This is a genomic window from Inquilinus sp. NPDC058860 (assembly GCF_042743185.1).
Classification (GTDB): Bacteria; Pseudomonadota; Alphaproteobacteria; order DSM-16000; family Inquilinaceae; genus Inquilinus.
The window spans coordinates 183576-206057 of record NZ_JBHYMS010000004.1 but is presented as its reverse complement, the minus strand read 5'-3'; the positions used below and the strand labels follow the sequence as shown (position 1 = coordinate 206057).

Here is a 22482-nt window from a genome sequence, read left to right as displayed (position 1 = left end):
TTCGCTGATGCCCGGACACGATGCCGGCCGCTTGTCGCAGAACTTTGCCCGGGGGCCGGCGGGTTTGTCGCGGAATGTCGCGGCGCGGACCGGGCCGCACAGTTTGATACGATTGGCTCAGGCGAGCATCGCGGCGCGGATCGCGACCCCCTCCGCCCGGCCGGGGATATCGGCGCGGCCGGCGGCGGGGAACCAGGCCAGCCGGCCCTCCGCCGGGTCGTGCAGGGCCACGGCCCGGAACAGCTCCTCCGAGACGATGATGTCGCTGCGATGCGTCCGGGTCATCCGCTCCAGCCGATGGGCCACGTTCACGGTGTCGCCGAAGGCGCCCAGCTTGTCGTGCCCGGCGGCGCCGACCCGGCCGATCATCACCGGGCCGGCATGCAGGCCGACGCCGATCCGGAGGGGAAGCCCATCGCGGCGCGCGCGGTTCCAGTCCTCGATCGCCTCCAGCATGGCGAAGCCGCAGCGCAGGGCGGAGCGCGCGGCGACCGGCGCCGGGCCGCACCACACCGCCATGATCCCGTCGCCGATCGGGTCGCCGATCGCCGCGCCGTGATCCGCCACCGCCTGCGCCATGCGCTGGTGGAAGCCGGACAGGAGGGCGAAGGTGCCCGCCGGCTCCAGCGTCTCGCACAGCCGGGTGAAGCCGACGATGTCGGCGAACAGCACCGTCGCGAAGGCGGAGCGCGGCGCCGCGGCCCGGTCGGGCCCGAGGCCGGCCGCGCGGAGCACCGGCATCCGCGCGCCGAGGCCGTCCCATCCGAATCCCAGCATTGCCCTCGACCATCGCTGTTGCGCCGACGGGGGCACTATGGGCGGCAAGTGTCGCAGGGATCTGTCGCCGGACCGGGTTTTCGGTCGCCGACTGTCGCAAACCCGCGATTCGAGACAATCTGATACAATTTCCTGCGCGGGGTCCGGCGCCGTTTTCGGTATGTTCGACCCGTGGAGCGCAGCATGGAATCCATACCGCACATCGCCGTCGTCGACGACCACCGCGACATCCGCGACCTCGTCGGCAAATACCTGTCCCAGCACGGCTACAGGGTCAGCGTCGCCGAAAGCGCGGCGGCGCTGCGCCGCATGCTGGAGCGCAGCGCGCCCGACCTGATCGTGCTCGACGTCATGATGCCGGGCGAGGACGGGCTGTCGCTGTGCCGCTACCTGCGCGGCACCGGCGAGGTGCCGGTGATCCTGCTGACCGCGATGGCGGAGGACACCGACCGCATCATCGGCCTCGAGATCGGCGCCGACGACTACGTCACCAAGCCGTTCAACCCGCGCGAGCTCTTGGCCCGCATCAAGGCGGTGCTGCGCCGGGTGCACAGCCTGCCGCCGCAGCGCGGCCGGCTGAAGGCGAAGGCACTGCGCTTCGACCGCTGGCTGCTGGATGTCGGCCGGCGCGAGCTGGTCGGGGAGGACGGCGTGGCGGTCGCGCTCAGCACCGCGGAGTTCCGGCTGCTGAACGCCTTCCTCGACCATGCCGGCCTGGTGCTCAGCCGCGACCAGCTCCTGGACCTGACCGTCGGCCGCGCCGCCGACAGCTTCGACCGCAGCATCGACAACCAGGTCAGCCGCCTGCGCAAGAAGATCGAGGCCGACCCCAAGGTGCCGGCCCTGATCAAGACCCATTGGGGCGGCGGCTACAGCTTCGTGGCGGAGGTCGAGCCGGCATGAGGCGATGGTGGACGCACAGCCTGGCGGCCCAGTTCATCGGGCTGATGCTGCTGGCCCTCGCCTTGTCGCAGGGCATCGGCTTCCTGATCTCCTGGGACGAGCGCGGCCAGGCGCTGAAGGCCGCCGCCAAGGGCGAGTTCTTCAGCCGCACCGCGTCTCTCGCCCGCCTCCTGGAGGCGACGCCGCCGGCGCTGCGGGACGACATCCTGCGCGCCAGCGGCACCTCCTACAGCCGCTTCTGGGTGTCGCCCGACGGACCGGGCGACGCCATGGCCTGGCGGCGCGAGGCCTGGACCCAGCTGGCGAAGCCGCTGCCGAGCCTGACGCCCTGGGGGCCGAAAGCCCCGAAAAAGGACCAGGACCAGCGCGAGGAGCGGCACGAATCGGTCCAGGTCCCCGGCATCGGCACGGCCACCGCGGCCGTCACCACGCCCTGGACCGACGTGCCGACCCATGCCTGGCCGCTGTCGGGCCCGGCCAAGTTCCTGTATCTCGACGCGGCCTACGGCATGGGCCTGTCGGTGGAGCTGGGCAGCGGCGCGTGGCTGAACAGCGCCTATGCCAAGCCGAACGGCAACTCGTTCTGGACCAACCAGTCGGTGGTGTCGGTCGCGGTCACGGCGATCGTGCTGTCGGTGTTCGGCATCGTCGTCGCCCGCGGCATCGCCCGGCCGATGCGGCGCCTGGCCGTCGCCGCCGAGGCGCTGGGCCGCGGCGAAACCACGGCGCCGCTGCCGGAAGCGGGTCCCGACGACATCCGCAACACCGCCGAGGCGTTCAACCGGATGCAGGAGCGGCTGCAGCGCTTCGTCGAGGACCGCACCCGCATGCTGGCGGCGATCGGCCACGACCTGCGCACGCCGCTGACATCGCTGCGCCTGCGCGCCGAGTTCGTCGCCGATGCGGAGGAGCGGGAGAAGATGCTGGCGACGATCGCCGAGGTCCAGAAGATGACCGAGGCGACCCTGGCCTTCGCCCGCGAGGAGGCGACGGCCGAGGGCACCCGGGCCGTCGACCTGCCGGCGCTGGTCGAGAGCCTGTGCGACGACCTGGCCGAGCTGGGCCAGGACGTCACCTTCCGGGAAGGGCCGAAGATCAGCTATCGCTGCCGGCCCGACGCCCTGCGCCGCGCCATCCGCAACCTGGTCGAGAACGCGGTGCGCTACGGCGAGCGGGCCCGGGTGCATCTGGCGCGCACCGACGACACCGTCGAGATCGTGATCGAGGATGACGGGCCGGGGATCCCGGACGGCGCCGCCGAACAGGTGTTCGCCCCGTTCTTCCGGATCGAGAATTCGCGCAACCCGGAGACCGGCGGCGTCGGCCTCGGCCTGTCGATCGCGCGCACCATCGTGCGCCACCATGGCGGCGACATCGTCCTGGCCAACCAGGCGAAGGGGCTGCGCGCCATCATCAGCCTGCCGCGCGTGGACTAGGCGGGACGGCCTCGACCCGGGCCTTCTCGGCGCGCGGACAGGCCGGGGGCGAGATCCCCCCGCGCCCTCCATGCCGGGAGGCCCGCTATCCCCGGGCCGTCCGGGCCCAGAGGTCCCGCGCCAGCCCGGCGAGGGTCAGGGATTCGGCCCAGCGGTCGGTGGTGTCGTTGCCGTCGCGGCCGGTGATCGCATAGGGCTTCGGCCCCAGCTCGCAGGTGAAGGACAGGGTCGCGTCCGCGGCGGCGCGGCGGCGCCAGCTGCGGAAGCCGTGATCCCACCAGCCGAGGAACAGGTCGACCCAGGGCCGGTGATGCGGGAAGGAGATCTCGATCTGCACCTGCTCGCGCGAGGCCACACGCCCATGGAAGGCCCAGGAATTCTCCAGGATCCGGTGGATCAGGGCGTGGTTCTCGTCGGGGACCGGCCAGGCGAATTCCCGGCCGACCAGGAAATGCGACAGGTCGGCCAGCAGCGGCAGCTCCGGGAACCGGTCGAGCAGGTCGAGGGTGAAGTACAGATCCGTGGTCATCCGGTCGCGATGGGTCTCGATCAGCACCGGGAACGCCACCTGCTCGGCCAGGCGCCGCCAGCCCTCGATCAGCGGCACGCAGTCTTCCAGCCGCCGCGGCCGGACATCCGGCTGCAGGTTGATGTGGTGCACCGGGAACTCGGCCGCGATCTCGAGCACCGGTTTCAGATCGTCGACGGTCTTCGGGAAGCACACGCCTTCGGCGACCATGCCGGCGCTCCGGAGGCCATCCGACGTACGACGGACCAGGTCCCGGTCGGCCCAGGGCGTGCTGACGCCGTCGAAGCCGGCCTCCGCGATCATCTCGATATTGGCCTCGAGCGTGCGCTCGAAGCCGTCGGTGTGGCGCCGCTCCATCGCCCAGAGCGACTGGAGCACCAGAAGCCGCTGCATTCCCTGCCTCCCCATGATCGGCCGATGGATCGGACGCTACACCATCCGGCGCGGTCCGGGTGGAAGCGGATGCGGAGACGATCGGATCGCGGATCGGCCCGAGGCCGAAGCGCGAGGAGACACGATCACGGCTCCGGGCGGCCGGCGTGGCTGCCGCGGAGCGTCGAGGCGGCAAGCGTCACGGATTCCGTCTGCTCGCGCGCATACCGCGCCGGCGGCAGTCCGACATAGCGGTTGAATGCGACGCTGAACGCGCTCGCGGAGCCGTAGCCGACGCGTTCCGCGATTTCGGCGACGCCGCCCTCGTTCTGCCGGAGCATGTTCTTTGCCAAAGCCATGCGCCAAGCGAGCAGATACTCCATCGGCGCGAGCCCGACCGCGCGCCTGAACCGTTCGAAGAACGCTGAACGAGAGAGCGCGGCCTGCTTCGCCAACTGTGCAACCGTCCACGCCCTGGTCGGGCTCTCATGCATCCGTCGTATCGCGACGGCAAGGCGCTCGTCGGCGAGCCCGCGCACGAGGCCGGGCGACGCTGCGGTCCCCGCCGTCGAGCGGAGCGCTTCGATGAGGAGGACCTCGATGAGACGGGCGAGGATGACCTCGCGCGCCGGACGCCGTTCGCGGAACTCGTCTCTCACGAGCTGCACGAGTGTGGCGAGTCGCGGCTCGCCGCGCACATGCACGAGTTGGGGAAGCAGCGACACCAGCAAGCCGGCATCGGGGGAGCCGAAGCTGCAGTGGCCCACCAGCATCCGCAGGTCGGTCGGGCCGTCCTGGTCGCCGATCCTGAATTCGCCGGTGGCCAGCGCGACGGGCAGCGCCTCGGGGGCGTCCCCCGAGCGAGGCGCCATGCTGGACATTCCGACGCCGTATGCCGCAGGGATCAAGATGAAGTCGCCCGAGCGGAGTTCGATGGGCTCGCGCCCGTCGAGCGCAAGACGGCACCCGCCCTCGAGGACCAGGCAGTAGAAAGGCGCTCCGGCATCCGAGCGGCGGATCTGCCACGAGCCGGCGCCGACAACGGCCTTCGAGAACCGGGCGCCCGGCTGGAGGAGCGTGACGACCTCCGCGAGCGGATCGACCATATCCGGACTCCTGCAAACGAACCTTGGACTTTCGATTATAGAAGGTCCTGTTGCGACGACCTATCGTCCTGGCACGACAACCATCTTCAAAAGCCCCATGAAAACCATCCTGATCACCGGGTGCTCGTCCGGCTTCGGACTTGAGATCGCCAGATACTTTCATGATCGCGACTGGCAGGTCGTCGCCACGATGCGCACGCCGCGCGAAGACGTGCTGCCGCGATCCAAGCATCTGCGCGTGCTGGCGCTCGACGTCACCGATCCCGAGAGCATCCGCCACGCCGTCGCGGCTGCGGGGCCGATAGACGCTCTCGTCAACAACGCGGGCTGCGGCGCGGCGTCGCCCTTCGAGGCCACCCCGATGGCGACGGTGCGCGAGGTCTTCGAGACCAACACCTTCGGCACGATGGCTTTGACCCAGGCTGTGCTGCCGCAGTTCAGGCAGCGCAGGGCCGGCGTCATCGTGAACGTCACGTCGAGCGTGACCTTGAAATCGATCCCCCTGATCGCCGCGTACACCGCGAGCAAGGCGGCGGTGAACGCGTTCACCGAGTCGATGGCGCTGGAACTCGAGCAGTTCGGCGTGCGCGCGCGCCTGGTGCTGCCGGGGCGTTCGCCCGAGACCCGTTTCGCCGACAACGCGCATTCCCGCATGCTGGGCCTCGACCACGAGGCCTATGCCGACCTCGTGAAGGGCCTCTTCGCGAGCTTCGCCGAGCCGGGGCCGATCACCCACGCGCCGGACGTGGCCGAAGCGGTGTGGCGCGCGGTGAACGATCCGTCGAGCCCAATGCGGATCCCCGCCGGGACCGACGCCGTGATCTGGGCGAAGTCGAGCTGACCCGCGGAGCCCCAAGTCGGTCCCGCTGTCATCCCGAGCCACGCCGGAGACGTGGCGGCCAAACTGCCTTTCGAGGGACGGCGTCCAGGGGATGAGTGCTCGGCACGCGCAGGGCGCGGCTCGAGCAGGACGGCCACTGCGTCGCCATTCGATACGGCCGAGCACCTCACGACCGGCGTGCTGCCCCGTCCCGCTACACCACCTGCAGCGCACGCAGCAGCGCATGCCCTCTGTCGAGGAACGCCCGCGCCGCGGGCGTGAACTCCTTGAGGTGCTCCTCCTTCGACTCCACGCGCTTGCCGTCCCGGATCAGCCGCTCGCCGACGCCGTCGAGGAACTCCCACATGAAGCCGGCGAGATCGTGGACGCTCGTCCTGCCCTGCTCCAGCCCCAGCATGAAGATCTGCTGGATGTGCGGCACCGCGATTCCCCCGCCGGTGACGGGAGACGCCATATGGTTGAGATCGGAGTCCATCAGGGCCCGTCGCCGCACGTACTGGTTGAAGGCCCGGCATCGCTGGGCGACATCGTCGGTGACCGTCTGCGCCGGCGCGGCGAAACCGGCGCCGACAAGGACGACCAGCGCCTCGATGATCTCGCTGACCTTCATTCCGCGGAGCACGAGAGTCTTCATGAGGTCGTCGATGCCCTTCGGCGCGTAGCCGTCCTCTGACAGCGCGTCGATGATCGGCGGATAGATCTTCTGCGGCAGCTCCGCTTCGCCCCGGGCGCCGGCGACCTTCTTCGGGATGTCCTCGCGACACGCGGTCAGCACGAAGCGTTGCGCGTGCCATGCCTCGCGCTGTCTCGCCCCGGCCATCGGCCTGGGGCCTTTGACGAACACGTCGCAGCGGAAGCGCTGGTTCACCAGGTAGTCCCGGACCGTCTCGCGGAAGACCGGATGCTCGATGGTCGCCAGCAGCTTCCGCCCCTCTTCCGTCAGGTGCAAGCCGTCGATCCGGCTGAGGAGCCGGGCGGAGCCCACGAAGGTCACCTTCGCCTCTTCCAGGCTGCGGATCATCTCGGCAAAGCTCGGGATATGCCAATCCGCGTTCAGGTACTCATGGGCGATGTAGTTGCGGCTGCTGTTGGCCATGCGTTCGAAGTGATGCACGGCGGCGGGGTTCTCGTGGAAATAGATCGGCTTGGTCTTGATCAGGCTGTCGGAGAAGGCCAGAGCCCCCTCGATCATCGACCGTGCGCCGGCCAACGGCATGCCGCCGTAGTCGCCATACATGGTCAGGAGCTGGCGGAGCGGGATCGCCGGCGCCCAGCCCGGGAGGCAGTTGTAGCTGATATAGGCGATGCCGCCGGGCCGCAGGCGCCGCCGGATGATCTCGGTCACCCGCTTCCGGTTGCTCTCCGAGATCCAGCTCCAGATGCCGTGCAGCGCGATGATGTCGAAGTCCGGCAGGTCGGCGCGCGCCGAGAGCTCCTCGAAGGACTGGTCGAACAGGCGGAGGTCGGCGCCCGAGGCCGCGGCCAGTTCGCGCGCATGGACCGCATGCTCCGGGTTGAAGTCGGTTCCCCAGAAGCTGCCGTCGGTGGCCGCCGCATGGATGGCGATGGGCACGCCTTGCCCGAATCCCAGCTCCAGATAGGCCGGATGGTCGCTCAGCTGCGGCTCGACGTTCCCGCACAGGCAGGCGAAGCGCAGGATCGAGGGGCTGAGCTCCCGATAATAGCCATGCGTGTAACCGAGGTCGGTGACGTAGCCGTACGACCAGCTCATCCAACATGCTCCACGTGATCGCTGAAAACGGGATGCCGCGCCGGCAGATCCGGAGCCGCTCTCCCTGCGAGAGCCCCACGCCGATCGCGAGTCGTTGCCTGATAGGAGCCGGTTGTTTCCCCGGTGTTTCCGGGGCACCGCGCTTGACGGGGCCGCCCCCATGACCCGCGGTCCCGGCGCCCCGGGCGGAAATCCGACGGAAACACAATCGCGCGAGCAAGCACCCGTCCCTCATCGGAAGACACGGAGCCGACCGCTCATGGCCGATACACCCGAGCTGCTTCGCCGGTCGCTCTCCAACGCGCACCCGATCGGGCCTGCCGTTCGGTCGGACTGGGCGCTGGCGGGCATGATGGCGCGCCAGATCACGACGGCGGACGCCCCGGTCATCGTTCTCGGAGCAGGCGCCGTCAGCTTCGCCCACACCATCATCCGCAACGGCATCCCGCCGGCGCAGGTCGCCCTGGTGGAGCACGGGTCCGAACTCTCGGTCACGCTCCAGCAGCGATACCCCGAGGCCAGGATCCTCTGGTCCAATGCCGCCGCGCTGGGCTCGGCATCCCCTTTCGGCAGGCAGCAGGCCGGAGCGATCGTATCCACCCTGCCCCTGCGGCACCTGCCGATCGGAGAGGCCCTGGTCACGCTGAACGCGGCGTTCGGGCAGATCCGGGACGGGGGTGCCTTCTACCAGGTCACCTCCGCCCCGTGCTGCCCGGTGCAGAGCGATCTGCTCGACCGACTCCGCATCGAGGCCTGCCGGGTGGACGCCACCGACGCGGATGACATTCCCTTCACCCTCTATCGCTTGACCCGGGCGCCCGCGGCGACCCGGCTGCGGTCCTTGATTGGTCCGTAGCCGTCGCCGAGGCGGGCGGCCCCGGCGCGGCCATCCCTAGACGGGAAGATGGACGCGTGCGCGCACCCCCCGGCCGGCCAGGTTCTCGAGCAGGGCGCGCCCGCCATGGGCCACCGCCACCGACCGCACCAGGGCCAGCCCGAGGCCTATGCCGCCCGTCCCACGGCTGCGGGAGGCCTCGGACCGGTAGAACGGCTCGAACACCCACTCCAGCTCCTCCTGCGGCAGGCCGGGGCCGTCGTCGTCGATCTCCACGATCGCTTCCCGGCCCTGCTTCCGCAGCCGGATGCAGGCGCCGCCGCCATAGGTCACCGCATTGTCGATCAGGTTGGTGAACAGGCTGCGCAGCCCGAGATGGTCGCCGACCAGCACGATCTCCGGGCCGTCCTCCACCACGACGTTGCGGCCCATATCGGCCTGCTCATCGGCTATGCTGGTGATCAGCGATCGCAGCTCCTGGCGCTGCCGGGGCCGGTCGTTCCGCATGGTCTGCACGAAGGAGAGAAGCGCGGTCAGCATCGCCCGCATCTCCCCGATATCGCCCTCGGCCTTCGCCCTGACATCCTCGGCGACGGTTTCCAGGCGGAAGGACAGGCGGGTCAGCGGCGTGCGGAGATCATGGGCGACGGCGCCCATCAGGGCGACGCGGTCGTCGACGAACCGGCTCAGCCGCGACGCCATCTCGTTGAATGCCTTCGCCGCCCCCGCGATCTCGGCCGGGCCGTCGAGGCAGAGGGGCGGCTCGCGCAGGTTGCGGCCCAACCGCTCCGCCGCCGCGCCGAACCGGCGGAGAGGGGCGGAGACCCAGGACGCCAGCAGATAGGCCAGCGGGATCGACGGCAACACCGTGCCCAGAAGCCAGATGACGGCGCGGTCCTTCCAGAGGGCCATCAGGGAGTCGACCGGGCCGACCGCCCGCCAGCTCCCGTCCTCGAGCCGCCGCCCGCGCCTATCGTCGATCAGGGCGCCCCTGATGTCGGACACTGTGAAGACGGAACCCGGCGTCGGCGGGAACACCAGCAGGACCGCCAGGTTCAGAACCTGGATGACCAGCAGGCTCGCGACCAGAAGCCCGAAGATCTGGATGCCCAGAGGGAGGCGGCGGAAGACCATCGGCACCCGTCCTCACAGCTTCTGCGTGGCCGGCACGAACATGTACCCCTCGTTGCGGACCGTGCGGATCAGCTCGCCGTCCAGGGCCCTGAGCTTGCGGCGCAGGCGGCTGACCTGGACATCCACCGCACGATCGAAGGACTCCGAATCCGGGCCGCGGGCGGCGTTGAGCAGCTGCTCGCGGGTCAGCACCCGCCGCGGGCGCTCGACGAAGACGCGGAGCACCGCGAACTCGCCGTCGGTCAGGTGAACCAGGACGTCGGCGGGGTCCCGCAGCTCATGCGCCGCGAAGTCGATAATCCAGCCGCAGAAGCCGATGCGCAGCGGCGCGGGCTCCGCGCCGTCGCTGGTGGCGCTTCGCCGCAGGGTCGCCCGCACGACAGCCAGCAGCTCCCGCGGGTTGCAGGGTTTGCCCAGATAGTAGTCGGCGCCGCCGTCCAGGCCGGCGACCCGGTCCGACGGCTTGTCCATCGCGCTCAGCATGATCACGGGCTGCCGATGGGTCTCCGTCAGGCGGCGGCAGGCCGATATCCCGTTCTCCCCCGGCATGAGGACGTCGAGGATGACCAAGTCGATGCGGCGTTCCCCGAGGGCGCGCTCCATGGCGCGCGCGTCCGGCGCGGTGAAGACCTGAAAGCCGTGCGCGCCCAGGCTCTCGGCGATCAGATCGCGGATGCCGGGATCGTCATCGACGACGAGAATGCTGGTCGCCTCGCCCATCCCAATCCCTTTTTCATATCCCGACCGGCCCTCGTCTCAGACGAACGTCACGTCGGTCAGGTGTCGGGACGTCTCCCAGAGGCGGGCCGCCGCGGCGGTATCCAACGCCTGCTCGGGGGGCTTCTCCTCGGCCGGATAGCCGCGCGTCCCGCCCAGCCTGTCAGGCCCATAATAGGCGCCGTCCCGCGCTGCCGGGTCGGTCGCCGCAAGGAGCGTGGGCAAGGCGCCTTGCCATGCGGGCTGGAACAGGAACCATAGGTAGCGTCGTGCCATCCCGGCTACGCTCGACCGGCCCGCTCCGTTCGGAATCAGATCGGTGCGTGTGATGCCGGGATGCGCAGCCAGGCTTTCCACGCCCCATCCGGCCGCCTTGCTGCGCCGGCTCAACTCGAAGGCGAACATGATGCAGGCCAGTTTCGACTGGCTGTAGACCTGCATCGGTTTGTAATCGTGCTCGGCTTGCAGGTCGTCGAAGTTGATCGCTCCGCTCCGCGCCGCCACGCTGCCGAGGGTCACGACGCGCGGCTTTCGTCCCTTCTTCAGCAGCGGTAGCAGCTGCGCGGTGAGGGCGAAATGGCCAAGATAGTTCGTGCCGAATTGCAGCTCGAAACCGTCGCTGGTCGCGCGCCGCTCCGGCGGCGTCATGACCCCCGCATTGTTGATCAAGAGGTCGAGGCTGTCTTGCAGCTGCGCGGCGAATTCGGCGATCGACGCGAGGTTCGCTAAGTCCACCTTGCCGAACCGCACTTCCGCGCCAGGCACAACTTGCTTGATGGCTCCGACGGCTTCAGCGCCCTTCTGAGGGTTGCGCCCGGCGATCACAACGCTTGCGCCGGCGCGGGCCAGGGCCAGTGAAGTCTCGAAACCCAGCCCGCCGGTGCCGGTGACGACCGCCGAGCGGCCGCGTTGCGATGGAATGTTCTCGGTCGTCCACTTCGTCATCGATGATCCTTGCGTTCTCGGCGGTTCAGCGAGACTTCGGGCGATGATTGTCCCGATGCCCCTGCTTTTCACCCTCATCGCCAAGATGCCTACGACGCGGCAAACCACCATGCCTGAACTCGCAAAAAACTTGCCTGATCCTGCACTCGTGTGGTTGGCGGGGAATCATCGAAATAGGAACCGAAAGGCTCAGCCCGATGGTGCTCAGTTCGCACGAGAAAGTGCGACGTTGGAGCCGATTCGAACCGTTTCTGCGGCATTGCGCTGTGAAGCTACGAGCCAAGCGCACGACCGCGGATGCCAGAGAAGGCGCAAATTTCCTGTCTGTTCCTCCAGTTGAGCTGGAAGGTTGCTGGGTCAGTCAGTTCTTGCAGAAATTCGTGAAGAGTCAGGTGCCGAGGGCAGGGAACCGGCCTTCAGCCAACTGCCGTCGTTGAGTTCCTCTTCCATCAAATGCGCGGGCAAAACGCAACCGACCCTTGATATTCGTTCGGTACCATACATATTAGCTAGGTAGCTAGCGACATTGGAGGGCGCGTCGTTGGTCGAAGAGCGGAAAGGCTCAAGTCGTGACCTCGTCGGAGCATGGGCAAAGCGGTGTTACTTCGCCGGACGGGCGGTAATGGATTCTGTCCTCCGCCCCTATGATCTCGGCTCCGTGCAGTGGTACGTGCTCTACCAGCTCACGCATGTCGGGCCGACGATGCAGCGAGATCTCGTGCGGCTGCTTGCGATCGAACGAGCGACAATGAGCGGCATCGTCGCGACGCTCGTGCGCAAGGGTCTCGTTGAGCAAGAGCCCGATCGAGTTGACCAGCGACAGAAGCTTCTCCGCATCACGGCCGCTGGCGCGAAGCTCTGGGGCGAGTTGCCTGATCTTTCTTTCATTCGCTCAGCAGCGTTCGACGACATCGACGACGCCGATATCGCGACCGCGGTCAGGGTCCTTCAGACAGCAACAGAGCGGCTTGAAAAGCTTCTACAACAGAAGGAAACGTATCCGTGACAGTCCTGGTCACTGGTGCAACCGGGCTCGTCGGAGCCCGTCTTCTTCCGCGCCTTATGGAAGCGGGGATTGGTTGTCGCGCGCTCGTCCGACCGGGCAAAGAGGTTCCTTCCGGGATAACGCCCGCCGAGGGCGACCTGCTTGACCCTGCATCGCTTCCGGCAGCCGTGGAGGGTGCCTCTGCGGTCATTCATCTAGCAGCGGTTTTCCGCACGGCGGATACCGACCTCATCTGGAAGAGCAACCTCGAAGGTACGCGCAACCTCATCGCCGCGATGAAGGCGCATACGCCGAGCGCCCGCTTCATCATGGCGAGTACAGGGCTCATTTATGATATGGACACGCCACGTCCTGGTCGAGAGGATGACGAGTGCACACCGAAGCTTGACTATCCGGCCAGCAAGCTGGCGGCCGAAAACGAATTGCGGAACAGTGGATTGAATTGGTCAATCCAACGGTTCGGCTTCGTCTATGGCGACAAGGACGGCCATATCGAATCGCTTCCCAAGCTTGTGGCCCACGTCAACTTTCACCCTGCTCAGAGGATGAGCATGGTTCATCATCGCGATATCGCCACCGCGATGAATCTGGCCCTGACCGGCGCGATGGACGGGCGCATCGTCAATATCGCTGATGAAGCGCCGACTTCGATCTATGAACTCGTGGAATTGGTGGGGGAATCGATCGAGCCTTCGGCCGAGCCGCTGGCGAATCCTTGGTATATCCATATGGACGGCTCCCTCGCCCGCCGTCTCGGTTTTCAGCCGGTCGTGAGAACCGTTTATCAGGCTGCACAGCAAAATTTGATGTGATGCGTGCCGGCTGCGGCTGAATGCCTAGGGAATATCCGGCCACTCCAAAGCGCCCACGACGGCATTTCCCTGCTCGCATCAAGAGTGCCGCTCCAAGCAGAACTGCAAGGAGCGACCTCCTGAACACATGATCTACGCACTACGCACTTCGCGGCTGGCGTACCGGCTATACAACCGCTGCTGGTTCATGACGTCACGCTTCGGAGCAACTCCGAACATCCGGGAATATTCGCGGCTGAACTGCGACGCGCTTTCGTAGCCAACCTGGTAGGCAGCCTCCGCCACGCTTGCGGCCTCCGCCACCATCAGGCGTCGCGCCTCGAGCAGGCGCAGCTGTTTCTGAAACTGAAGCGGCGTCATCGAGGTCAGCGCCTTGAAGTGCTGATGGAACGATGAGGGGCTCATTCGCGCCACCTCGGCCAGTTGTTCCACACGCAGAGTTCGCGCGAAATTGTCACGCAAAAAATAGATGGCGTTGACAACCCGCACGATACTCGATTCCGGCAAGGCCAGATTGCAGAGTTCACCGCCGTGCGGGCCGCTCAGCAGCCAATAGCAGATCTCGCGCATGACCGAAGGATAGAGGATCGGGATCGCCTTCGGCGTCTCGGACATCCGGACAAGACGCAGGATGCAATCCGCCAGAGGCTCGTCGACCTGGCCCACGAACACGCAGGGACCGGGACCGGCGGCCGGAACGGGTTGCGTGTCCAGCTGTTCCAGCACGTCGCGCAGCGTCGCGACGTCGAGATCTATGGTAATGCCGACAAAGGGCGCTTCCGGATTCGCCTGGACGATCCGGCCGCTGGCCGGCAGTTCCACGCTGACGACGAGGCATTCCATCGCGCCGTAGTCCAGCATGTCCTCGCCGAAGAGGATCTGCTTCGCCCCCTGGATCACGACGCAGAGCGACGGCCGGTAGATCTGCCGCATCGGCATCATTTCCTGGAAGGAACGGATGATGTTGACGCCACCGATCGGTGTCGGAAACAGACCCTGGCCGCCGCCCTGAGCCTCGATATAGGCAGTGACCGCCGCGAGAAGCGGTGACGACATTCGACCCTCCGGCTGGGTGCGAGGCCAGCGCAGCACGCGGCCTTCAGTCCGAACCGTATTGTCGCCTGGAGGAATAGGCAAATTTATTGAGGTTTCGGGCATTCTGGTCATCAGACACTTCCTCTAGCTTGATGGCACCAACCAAATCTAGGGGAAGCGCCAAGAATGACAGAAACGGCTGCTCCGTCAATAGACAAACCAAATTGGTTACCCTCCATATCTCATGAAACCGGCAGCGAATACGCGCGAGGATGGCGTGTCGGCGCGATACTTGTTGCACTTTTCCTTGCAAGCTCAATCTCCCAGATCGACAGAATCCTTCCATTCATCATGGCGGAGTCGATCAAGGCAGACCTTTCGCTGAGCGACACACAGATCGGCTTGCTCACCGGGATCGCCTTCGCGGTCTGCTATTCGCTTTTGTCGCTGCCGCTCGCCCGCGCCGCCGATCGAGGATCGCCCCGGTTCGTCCTCGTGTCGTGCATCCTTGGCTGGAGCGCGATGACAGCGCTTGGCGGTTTGGCCGCGAGCTTTCTGTTCTTGGGCTTGACGAGGTTCGGCGTTGCGTTCGGCGAGGCCGGCGCGCCCCCTGCCGGACATGCGATCATAGCCCGAAAGATCAGACCCGAGCGCCGCGGCCTGGCAATCGGCCTTTTCGCCATGGGCATCCCGATCGGCACGATGGCGGGATTCGCTGTTGGCGGCGCGATCAGCGACACGCTGGGCTGGCGTGCCGCGCTGATCGGTGCCGGAACCATCGGAGGGTTGATCGCTCTGTTGACGCTCGTGGTCGCGGGACCGACCCCGCCGCTCGAGAGCGCGGCAGCCGACAGCGAGCCCTTCTTGCGATCGAGCCTGCGGCTGCTTTCGTCTCAGACATTTCGTTGGCTGTTCATCGGTGCGGTTGCCGCCAGTTTCGCCGCAGCGCCGTTCTACGCCTTCGCAGCGCCTTTTCTCATTCGCATCCACGGATACAGCGCCAGCGAGGCCGGGCTGGCCTTCGGGCTCCTGCAAGGCATGATGGGCATTGTCGGAACGCTGCTCGGCGGACGCTGGTTCGACCGCGCGGTGCGCTCCGGCACCGGCAGGGTGCTTGGCCCGCCCGGCATTCTCTTCCTGGTCGCCAGCGTGACGACGACCGCGGCGTTGTTCGCGCCGGTCGGATGGATCTCGATACTGCTGCTGGTGCCGACCATGCTGTCCTTCGCATTCCTGCTGCCATGGGGGTTCGGCGCAGCGCACTTGGTGGCCGGCAAGGGCAAGGAAGCGATGGCCACGAGCCTCGTGATGATTGGCTCCGGCCTCCTGGGTCCGGCATTGGGGCCTCTCATCGTCGGCTTGGTCAGCGATGCGGCGACAGCGGCGCAAATCCCCAATGGCCTGAGCATCGGGCTTCTGACTGTCCCGGTCGCAACCGTCCTGACCGGAATCACCATGTTGATCGCAAACCAGCGCATCGCCGTCTCGCTTCGGCAGGGACCACTTCCATGAAGCAACAGCGTATGGCCGAGGCGCTCGGCTTCTTCCGGGCATGGCTCAGGAACCCTCTGCGCGTCGCCGCCATCGCGCCGTCGGGACGCGCGCTCGCCAGCCTCATCACTTCCGAAATCTCGCGCGACACCGGGCCGGTGATCGAGTTGGGACCGGGGACTGGCGCGTTCACACGCGCCCTGATCGCACGCGGTGTCAGCCAGGAGGATCTCGCGCTGATCGAGTTCGGATCCGAATTCGCCGCCGCACTCCATGTCCGCTACCCGAGAGCGCACACGCTCCGGATGGACGCCGCCCGCCTGCGGACGATCGACCTCTTCGATGGAAGGCCGGCCGGCGCCGTCGTCAGCGGGCTGCCTCTGCTGTCGATGCCGCCGCGCAAGGTGATCGCGATCCTGACGGGTGCGTTCCGCAAGATGAGACCAGACGGCGCCCTCTACCAGTTCACCTACGGCCCGCGCTGCCCGGTTCCGCTCAGATTGCTGGACCATCTCGGGCTGGAAGCGGAGCGGATCGGCGGGACGCTCGCCAACCTTCCTCCTGCCGCGGTCTACCGGATCTCTCGAAGCGCTCACGAAACGCATCTCCGGTCGGCGTGCGAGCCGTTTTGCCCGACCTCTCTGCGGACGTCACTTCCCATTCCCAGAGACGGATCGCGGATGTATTCCGTTCTTGATGAATATCGGCGTTCCCTGGCGACGCTGAGCGGGCCTTTCCTCTATCCATCCCGGGCTGGAGCAAGCCAGAAGCGGGCACCGGCCCAATCTCACTGCTCCTGACCTGCATGTCGGGCCGGCGCCTCGGCGAAGGCCTGGACGCGGTAGATGCCGCATCCCTCGCCGCCCCGGGCGTCGCTTGCGACGATGTAGAGCTCCCTGGTGCCGGGCTTGAACGCCATGCTGGTCGACCGGAGATTGTGCCCGGAGTCCCGGCCCGGGATCAGGATCTGGCCGATCGGGAGGCCCGTCGCGTTGAAGACGAGGATGCGGCCCTGCCCGTAGATCGCGACATACAGGTTTCCATCCGCATCGACGCGCATGGAGTCGGGCGCCGGCCCGATGAAATGATAGGGCACGGACGTTCCGAACGGCGCGATGGTCGTGGCGTCGCTCAGCTCCACCTTGTGCAGGACGCCACCGCTGAGCTCGTCGGCCCACAGGGTCCTGCCGTCGGGCGAGAGCGCCACGCCGTTGGCGACCGCGAGGTTCGGCAGGACGGGCGTCGTGGTCTTGCCGTCCGGCGAGACGTAGTAGACGCCACCCTTGGGGTCGCTGGACGTGCCGCGGAAATCGGTGAAGTAGAAGCCGCCCGCGGCATCGAAGTCGATGTCGTCGACCAGATAGCCCGCGCCGGCAGGCACGATCGTCTCCGGCTTCGATCCGTCGGGCCGGGTCGCGATGATGCCGCCCGTGTCCTTGAAATTGCCGAGGCCGGCGATGAACAGGCGGCCGTCTGGATGGACAGCGAGGCCGGCGGGCGCGAAATGGGCCGGCGTCGCGAAGCTGGTCAGTTGCAGGTCCGGCGTCAGGCGGTAGACGCGGTCGCCGAACACGTCGACGAAGCGCAGGTCGCCGCGCCGGTCGAAGACAGCACCCTCGAGCTGCAACCCCTCGTCCGAGACCTTGAAGAAGGGCTCGGCCGTGATCGTCTGCAGCCCCTTTTCCGAGGGCGGGATCGGGACCGGCCCCTCGAGCTCGGCCGTATAGCCGAGCGTCGGCAGGGTCGGTGCCGCGGCGGCCGGGGAGACGGCGAATGCCGCCGCCAGAAGCGCTGATGCGAGGCGCGACATCATGATCTTCTCCTGCGAGGATCGGAGATCAGGCGAACAGCTTGAGCAGCGCCGGGACGGACAGGACCGCCGCGTAATAGCCCATGAACTGGACGCCGCTGTTGAAGCCGAAGGCGCGGTAGAGCAACCCGCCGACGAGACCGACAACGACCACCACCAGCACGCCCAGGAGCGCGCCCTCCCACAGCCCGATCACCAGCACCAGGCCGACGAAGGTGGCGATGATCGCCTCGTGGCTGATGTGCCGCGAGACGAAGACGGCCGCCGAGCGCGCATAGTTCATCGACAGCGGATAGGCGACGACCGCAGCCAGCAGCACAGCCAGCAGGCCGTAGACCAGGAACTGCCCCGGGCTCATCAGCGTGTGCAGGTTCACGATATGCTCGCCGGCCGCGTCCACCGAGAAGCGCGGCGGGGCGTTGAAGAGGGGTGCTGCGGGGCCGGCCGCGACCGGGCTGAGCGGGAGGCCCAGCGCGATCAGCGGGATCATGGCCTCGGCGATATAGGTCGATTCGGTGACGCCGTTCCGGACGCCGAGGACGGTCGTCAGGCGATGGTAGGGGTGGCGGATGCGGGCGGCCACGGCCTCGCCCAGCACCACCGTCATCGCCACCGGCGAGAACACGAAGGTCGCGCTGGAGACCACCGCGGCGCCGGCGACCGCGCGCAGCTGCGTGCCGTCGAGGACCTTGAGTGGGTTCGGGAAATAGCCCTTCCACCCCTTGACCTCGGGGGCGATCGAGACGCGGCGCGGCCCGCTCCGGGCCATGCGCGCCCGCTCGGCCGGCGACAGGGCGGAGAACAGGTCGGCCACCAGCGGCCCGACCGCGATGCCGAGGAAGTAGCTGATGCTGAGCTTGGTGCCGTAGCCGGCGGTGAAGGCCTGCAACGCCAGGATCAGCGCCACGAACGGGATCAGCAGGAAGACCGACGCCCAGCGGCCCGACGAGAAGCGGGCGATGAGGACCGCGGCGATCAGGAACAGCCAGGGCGCGGCGCTGGTGATCTTCTGACCGAAGGGGGCGATCAGGAGCGCGAACAGCACCGACAGGGGCACGGCGATCAGCGCCGCGATCAGCGCCGAGGCGACCATCTTGCGCAGCGCGATGTGGGGCACGCCGAGATTGCGGAGCTCGGTGGCCTGCTGCATCAGCGGCACCGCCATCGTGTCGCCGGGGATCCCGAGAAGCGCGGTCGGGATCGCATGGGTCATGTGCTTGGACACGGCGGCGGCGAGCCAGAAGGTGAAGATGCCGACCGGCGGGACGCCGAGCAGGACGACGAGGAGGGTGGCCGGCGCCATGGTCGTCGTCTCATCGGTGCCGGACACCAGGCCGACGGCCGAGAAGATCACCGCCCCGAGCAGCCCCATGCCGATCGCGACCAGCAGCTCATGGGTGAGCATGTCCATTCTCAGGCCTCCTGCATCGGGCGGCGGCTCGGCTCCGCATGGATCGCCGGCCCCGACGCGCGGCCGCCCGCGACCGGCTTCAGCCCGTCGAGCCCCAGGGCTTCGAGCTCCTCGCTCGTGGCCGCCGGGATCGGCGCGTTCCGGTCGTCGGAGTCCCCGATCAGGGCGGCGATCGCCCGCTCCCGGGCGTCGGCATCGCTCCCGGCTTCGAGCAGGATGCGCTTGGGCGGGAAGAGCCTGGCGCAGATCGCGCAGCTGGCGACGCATCCGCCCAGCCCGACCAGCATGGCGTAGGCCTTGTTCACGGACGCGTCGCCGCCCAGCGCCTTGAAGGCTTCGACGGCGCCGAAATAGGCCGCGAGGCTGAGGGCCGCGCCGATCAGCACGGCCAGCCGGAGATGGCGCAGGTCGACGACGTCGCCCCAGACCTCCGCAAGATTGTCAGAAGACATCGATGATCCTCCCGTTCAGGCCAGCGCCCTGCGGATCAGGGCTGCCTCTGGGGCCTGCCTTATCACCGACCGGGTCGGTTCCGGTCGCGGCCGGCCCGCAACGCCGCATGGACCTTCGATCTCGGGACGATCCCCAGGTCGCGGACGATGAAGGCGACCGCATCGAGCAGGCGCCGGACTTGGGCCGGCGCGGCCATCACCGGCCCCGGATCTCGGCGAGCACCGTCGCCGCCGCGTCGGCGTTGATCGATTTGCGCTCGATCAGGAGGCGGGCGACCTGCTCGACCTCCCCGCCCACCGCGCCCGCGGCGATCGCGATGTTCTGCGCATGGAGGGCCATGTGGCCCTTCTGGATGCCGACCGTGGCCAGCGCCTTCATCGCGCCGAAGTTCTGGGCCAGCCCCACCGCCGCGATGATGCGGGCCAGTTGCTCGGCCGAGTCGACATCGAGGATGGCGAGAAGGGCCCGCGCCGTCGGGTGGATCCGGGTGGCGCCGCCGACCAGGCCGACCGCCATGGGCATCTCCAGCGTGCCGGCCAGGTCGCCCTCCCGGGTCACCTCCCAGCGCGACAGGCTGCGGTAGCGGCCGTCCTTGGCGGCGAAGGCGTGCGCCCCCGCCTCGACCGCCCGGGTGTCATTGCCGGTCGCCAGCACCACGGCGGAGACGCCGTTCATGATCCCCTTGTTGTGGGTCGCGGCACGGTAGGGGTCGGCATCGGCGAATTCGAAGGCTTCGATCATGGCGTCGCGGACCGCCTCGCCACCGATCTCCGCGCAGCGCCACGTCGCCCTGGCGCGGGCCACGCGGCGATCGGCGAGGTTGGACAGGATCCGCAGCAGGGTGCGGCCGCCCGTCCACTCCGCCAGCCTCGGGGCCAGGCGCTCCGCCATCGTGTTGACGGCGTTCGCGCCCATGGCGTCCTTGGTGTCGACGATGATGTGCGTGATCACCATCGGGCCCGAGGGCGTCTCGATCAGCCGCACCTCGAGATCGCGGAAACCCCCGCCGAGGCGCACCAGGGTCGGGTCGCATTCGTTGCAGAGCGCCTCGATCTCGCACCGATGCTCGAGGATGATGAGACGGGCCCGGGCCGGATCCGCCAGATCCAGCAGCTGGATCTGGGCGATCATCTGCGTGCCCGACATCGAGGTGGTGAAGCCGCCATTGTCGTAGCATTGGCGCGCCGAGTTGCCGACCGCCGCGACGACCGACGATTCCTCGGTCGCCATGGGAACGAGGACGTCGCGGCCGTCGATCTTCACGTTGGTGGCGATGCCGACCGGGATGGCGATGGTCGAGATCATGTTCTCGATCATGTGGTCGGCCAGATGCGCGTCGACGTTCGAGGGCGCGGCGAGCTGGTCCCGATGGCCCTGGTCCAGGGCCGCGAACGCGGCGACCCGGTCCAGGCGCTCCTGCCATCCCAGCTTGTGGAAGCCGGGGATTCTCGATGTTCCGGGGCTGCTGTCCTGCCGCACTCACGCTCTCCGATCGCTGCTCTCGGCGCGAAAGAAACCCGCGGGCCGGTCCGGCAAGGCCGTCTCCTCTCCCAAGGGCCTCTCGCGGGCCTGGGGGAGGACGCTATCCTCGCCCCCGTGATCGTGGCAGATACAGTTTGGGACAATCTTTCGGGAACTGTACCCTTCATCAGACGGATACAACGCCATGCCGACGGCGCCCCACAAGATCGACTTCGTGATGGAGGGCGTGCTGACGCAGCTCCGTTCGGGGCTGCTGCGGCCGGGAGAGAGGCTGCCCTCGATCCGGGAGGAGGCCGCTCGTCTCGGCGTCGGCAAGAACACGGTCGTCGAGGCCTATCTGCGGCTCGTCGCGCAGGGGATGCTGCAGGCCAAGCCGGGCTCCGGCTACTACGTCGTGCGGACGCCTGCCGCGAGATCGGAGGATCGCGGCCTGCCCCTGGCGGCGGCGACGGACCGGGCGGCCCTGCTGGTCGAGCAGCTCGACCGGCGGCTGCCGGTCCGCCCCGGCGACGGCCGCCCGCCGCCGAACTGGCTGGAGGCCTCGGAGCTGCGGCGCCACCTGTCCTTCCCGCGGTTCCAGGAGGCCGACGCCTACAACACCTCCTGGGGGTATCTCCCGCTGCGCGAGCGGCTCTGCGGCGCGCTGGCGGAGCGCGGCATCGCCTGCAAGCCCGGCCAGATGCTGATGACGCACGGAGCCAACCACGCGCTCGATCTCATCGTCCGGCGCTACACGAGCCCCGGCGATGCGGTCCTGGTGGACGATCCCGGCTATTACCCGCTGCTGGCCAAGCTGGTCCTCGCCAGCGTCCGGCCTGTCGGCGTGCGACGGCTCGACAACGGCCCCGATCTCGGCGACCTGGAGGCCAGGGCCCGCGAGAGCGGGGCCCGTCTGTTCTTCACGCAATCCCTGGCCCACAATCCGACCGGCGGGTCGATCACCCCCGGAACAGCCTATGGGGTGCTCAAGATTGCGGCCGCGCATGGCCTCATGGTGGTCGAGGACGATCCGTTCGCCGACATCCTGCCCTATGCGCTGCCGCGGCTGGCGTCGCTCGACCAGTTCGAGAACGTCGTCTACATCGGCACCTTCTCGAAGACGCTCGCCGCCAGCTTCCGGGTCGGCTACGTGGCGGCAGCCCCACGGATTGCCGCCGAGATCAACGAGCTGAAGGTGGTGACCACCGTCGCGACCTCGGCGCATGACGAGCGACTGATCTTCCAGCTCATCGATCAGGGACACTACCTCAAGCATCTGCGCCGGCTGCGGTCCCGCGCGAGCAAGGCGACCGCCGAAGCCGTCAAGGGCCTCGAAGCGGCCGGCTATTCCGTACGCCGCCCCCTCGGGGGTGGCTTCTACCTGTGGATCGACCTGCCCGATCACATGGGGGGCGATCATCTGGTCCAGGACGCCGCGGCCTCCGGTATCTTCATCGCGCCGTCGACGAGTTTCTCCGCGGGCAGCGGCGGACCGCCCGCGATGCGGGTCAATGTCGCCTACGGGGCCGACCCGACGTTCCTGGGCTGGATGCGGGAGCGGCGCCGTTCCGGTTCGACCGGTCGCTTCCCGCCGACACAGCCATCAACGTCCTGAGTGCCCTCCGCCCCTCTTCTACCGATTGACTGGACGGCGCCATCGGACTGGCCGGCGAAGC

The 22482-nt window shown here is 67.9% G+C and carries 21 protein-coding genes; 9 read left to right on the top strand and 12 right to left on the bottom strand.

The window, feature by feature from the left end:
• Positions 1 to 117: 117 nt before the first annotated feature.
• On the bottom strand, positions 118 to 777 hold the full coding sequence (locus ACFW16_RS04810; RefSeq protein ID WP_380302387.1) for an adenylate/guanylate cyclase domain-containing protein: 660 nt from the start codon (positions 775 to 777) through the stop codon (positions 118 to 120).
• Between the two features lie 183 nt (positions 778 to 960).
• Between ACFW16_RS04810 and ACFW16_RS04805 the strand changes: the two genes are divergently transcribed.
• Both ACFW16_RS04805 and ACFW16_RS04800 read left to right on the top strand, forming a co-directional pair.
• Positions 961 to 1680 carry a response regulator gene (locus ACFW16_RS04805; protein ID WP_380302385.1) on the top strand — a complete coding sequence of 240 codons (720 nt, stop codon included), beginning with the start codon at positions 961 to 963 and terminating at the stop codon, positions 1678 to 1680.
• On the top strand, positions 1677 to 3116 hold the full coding sequence (locus tag ACFW16_RS04800; protein WP_380302383.1) for a sensor histidine kinase: 1440 nt from the start codon (positions 1677 to 1679) through the stop codon (positions 3114 to 3116). The genes ACFW16_RS04805 and ACFW16_RS04800 overlap by 4 nt, the downstream gene beginning before the upstream one ends.
• An 85-nt stretch (positions 3117 to 3201) precedes the next feature.
• On the opposite strand, the gene ACFW16_RS04795 is transcribed toward ACFW16_RS04800, so the two are convergent.
• Entirely contained in the window at positions 3202 to 4038 is an 837-nt protein-coding gene (locus tag ACFW16_RS04795) for a sugar phosphate isomerase/epimerase family protein (RefSeq protein WP_380302381.1), read from the bottom strand.
• A 125-nt stretch (positions 4039 to 4163) separates the two neighbouring features.
• Positions 4164 to 5123, bottom strand: a complete 960-nt coding sequence (locus ACFW16_RS04790) for an AraC family transcriptional regulator (RefSeq protein ID WP_380302379.1) — start codon at positions 5121 to 5123, stop codon at positions 4164 to 4166.
• Between the two features lie 97 nt (positions 5124 to 5220).
• On the opposite strand from ACFW16_RS04790, the gene ACFW16_RS04785 reads away from it, so the two are divergent.
• Positions 5221 to 5964 carry an SDR family oxidoreductase gene (locus ACFW16_RS04785; protein WP_380302377.1) on the top strand — a complete coding sequence of 248 codons (744 nt, stop codon included), beginning with the start codon at positions 5221 to 5223 and terminating at the stop codon, positions 5962 to 5964.
• A 193-nt stretch (positions 5965 to 6157) separates the two neighbouring features.
• Here ACFW16_RS04785 and ACFW16_RS04780 read toward each other — a convergent pair whose 3' ends face one another.
• Positions 6158 to 7696, bottom strand: a complete 1539-nt coding sequence (locus ACFW16_RS04780) for a class I SAM-dependent methyltransferase (RefSeq protein WP_380302375.1) — start codon at positions 7694 to 7696, stop codon at positions 6158 to 6160.
• Positions 7697 to 7955: 259 nt separating this feature from the next.
• Between ACFW16_RS04780 and ACFW16_RS04775 the strand changes: the two genes are divergently transcribed.
• On the top strand, positions 7956 to 8552 hold the full coding sequence (locus ACFW16_RS04775) for a hypothetical protein (RefSeq protein ID WP_380302373.1): 597 nt from the start codon (positions 7956 to 7958) through the stop codon (positions 8550 to 8552).
• 36 nt (positions 8553 to 8588) lie between these two features.
• Here ACFW16_RS04775 and ACFW16_RS04770 read toward each other — a convergent pair whose 3' ends face one another.
• From ACFW16_RS04770 to ACFW16_RS04760, 3 genes are read right to left on the bottom strand one after another with little or no spacing between them, the layout of a single operon-like run.
• Positions 8589 to 9665, bottom strand: a complete 1077-nt coding sequence (locus tag ACFW16_RS04770) for a sensor histidine kinase (protein WP_380302371.1) — start codon at positions 9663 to 9665, stop codon at positions 8589 to 8591.
• Between the two features lie 12 nt (positions 9666 to 9677).
• Positions 9678 to 10385 (bottom strand): response regulator, encoded by a 708-nt coding sequence (locus ACFW16_RS04765; RefSeq protein ID WP_380302369.1) that lies wholly within the window; start codon positions 10383 to 10385, stop codon positions 9678 to 9680.
• A gap of 36 nt (positions 10386 to 10421) precedes the next feature.
• Complete coding sequence (locus ACFW16_RS04760) at positions 10422 to 11327, bottom strand: SDR family oxidoreductase (RefSeq protein WP_380302367.1); 906 nt, start codon at positions 11325 to 11327, stop codon at positions 10422 to 10424.
• Positions 11328 to 11949: 622 nt separating this feature from the next.
• Here ACFW16_RS04760 and ACFW16_RS04755 point away from each other — a divergent pair.
• Entirely contained in the window at positions 11950 to 12333 is a 384-nt protein-coding gene (locus ACFW16_RS04755) for a MarR family winged helix-turn-helix transcriptional regulator (RefSeq protein ID WP_380302366.1), read from the top strand.
• Positions 12330 to 13145 (top strand): NAD-dependent epimerase/dehydratase family protein, encoded by an 816-nt coding sequence (locus ACFW16_RS04750; RefSeq protein ID WP_380302364.1) that lies wholly within the window; start codon positions 12330 to 12332, stop codon positions 13143 to 13145. The genes ACFW16_RS04755 and ACFW16_RS04750 overlap by 4 nt, the downstream gene beginning before the upstream one ends.
• A gap of 132 nt (positions 13146 to 13277) precedes the next feature.
• Here the strand turns inward: ACFW16_RS04750 and ACFW16_RS04745 are convergent, their stop codons facing one another.
• Complete coding sequence (locus tag ACFW16_RS04745; protein ID WP_380302362.1) at positions 13278 to 14201, bottom strand: AraC family transcriptional regulator N-terminal domain-containing protein; 924 nt, start codon at positions 14199 to 14201, stop codon at positions 13278 to 13280.
• A gap of 165 nt (positions 14202 to 14366) precedes the next feature.
• Between ACFW16_RS04745 and ACFW16_RS04740 the strand changes: the two genes are divergently transcribed.
• Positions 14367 to 15692 carry an MFS transporter gene (locus tag ACFW16_RS04740; protein ID WP_380302360.1) on the top strand — a complete coding sequence of 442 codons (1326 nt, stop codon included), beginning with the start codon at positions 14367 to 14369 and terminating at the stop codon, positions 15690 to 15692.
• A complete protein-coding gene (locus ACFW16_RS04735) occupies positions 15689 to 16471 on the top strand; it encodes a class I SAM-dependent methyltransferase (protein WP_380302358.1) in 783 nt (260 codons plus the stop codon). Before ACFW16_RS04740 ends, ACFW16_RS04735 begins: the two co-directional genes overlap by 4 nt.
• Here ACFW16_RS04735 and ACFW16_RS04730 read toward each other — a convergent pair.
• The 4 genes from ACFW16_RS04730 to ACFW16_RS04715 form a co-directional block, all read right to left on the bottom strand.
• Positions 16459 to 17484 carry an SMP-30/gluconolactonase/LRE family protein gene (locus ACFW16_RS04730; protein WP_380302356.1) on the bottom strand — a complete coding sequence of 342 codons (1026 nt, stop codon included), beginning with the start codon at positions 17482 to 17484 and terminating at the stop codon, positions 16459 to 16461. The two genes, ACFW16_RS04735 and ACFW16_RS04730, sit on opposite strands and share 13 nt — an antisense overlap.
• A 25-nt stretch (positions 17485 to 17509) precedes the next feature.
• On the bottom strand, positions 17510 to 18892 hold the full coding sequence (locus tag ACFW16_RS04725; protein WP_380302354.1) for a tripartite tricarboxylate transporter permease: 1383 nt from the start codon (positions 18890 to 18892) through the stop codon (positions 17510 to 17512).
• Between the two features lie 2 nt (positions 18893 to 18894).
• Positions 18895 to 19344, bottom strand: a complete 450-nt coding sequence (locus tag ACFW16_RS04720; RefSeq protein WP_380302353.1) for a hypothetical protein — start codon at positions 19342 to 19344, stop codon at positions 18895 to 18897.
• Positions 19345 to 19540: 196 nt separating this feature from the next.
• Positions 19541 to 20824 carry a hydroxymethylglutaryl-CoA reductase, degradative gene (locus ACFW16_RS04715; protein WP_380302351.1) on the bottom strand — a complete coding sequence of 428 codons (1284 nt, stop codon included), beginning with the start codon at positions 20822 to 20824 and terminating at the stop codon, positions 19541 to 19543.
• Positions 20825 to 21044: 220 nt separating this feature from the next.
• On the opposite strand from ACFW16_RS04715, the gene ACFW16_RS04710 reads away from it, so the two are divergent.
• Positions 21045 to 22421 (top strand): PLP-dependent aminotransferase family protein, encoded by a 1377-nt coding sequence (locus tag ACFW16_RS04710; RefSeq protein WP_380302349.1) that lies wholly within the window; start codon positions 21045 to 21047, stop codon positions 22419 to 22421.
• Positions 22422 to 22482: the final 61 nt, after the last annotated feature.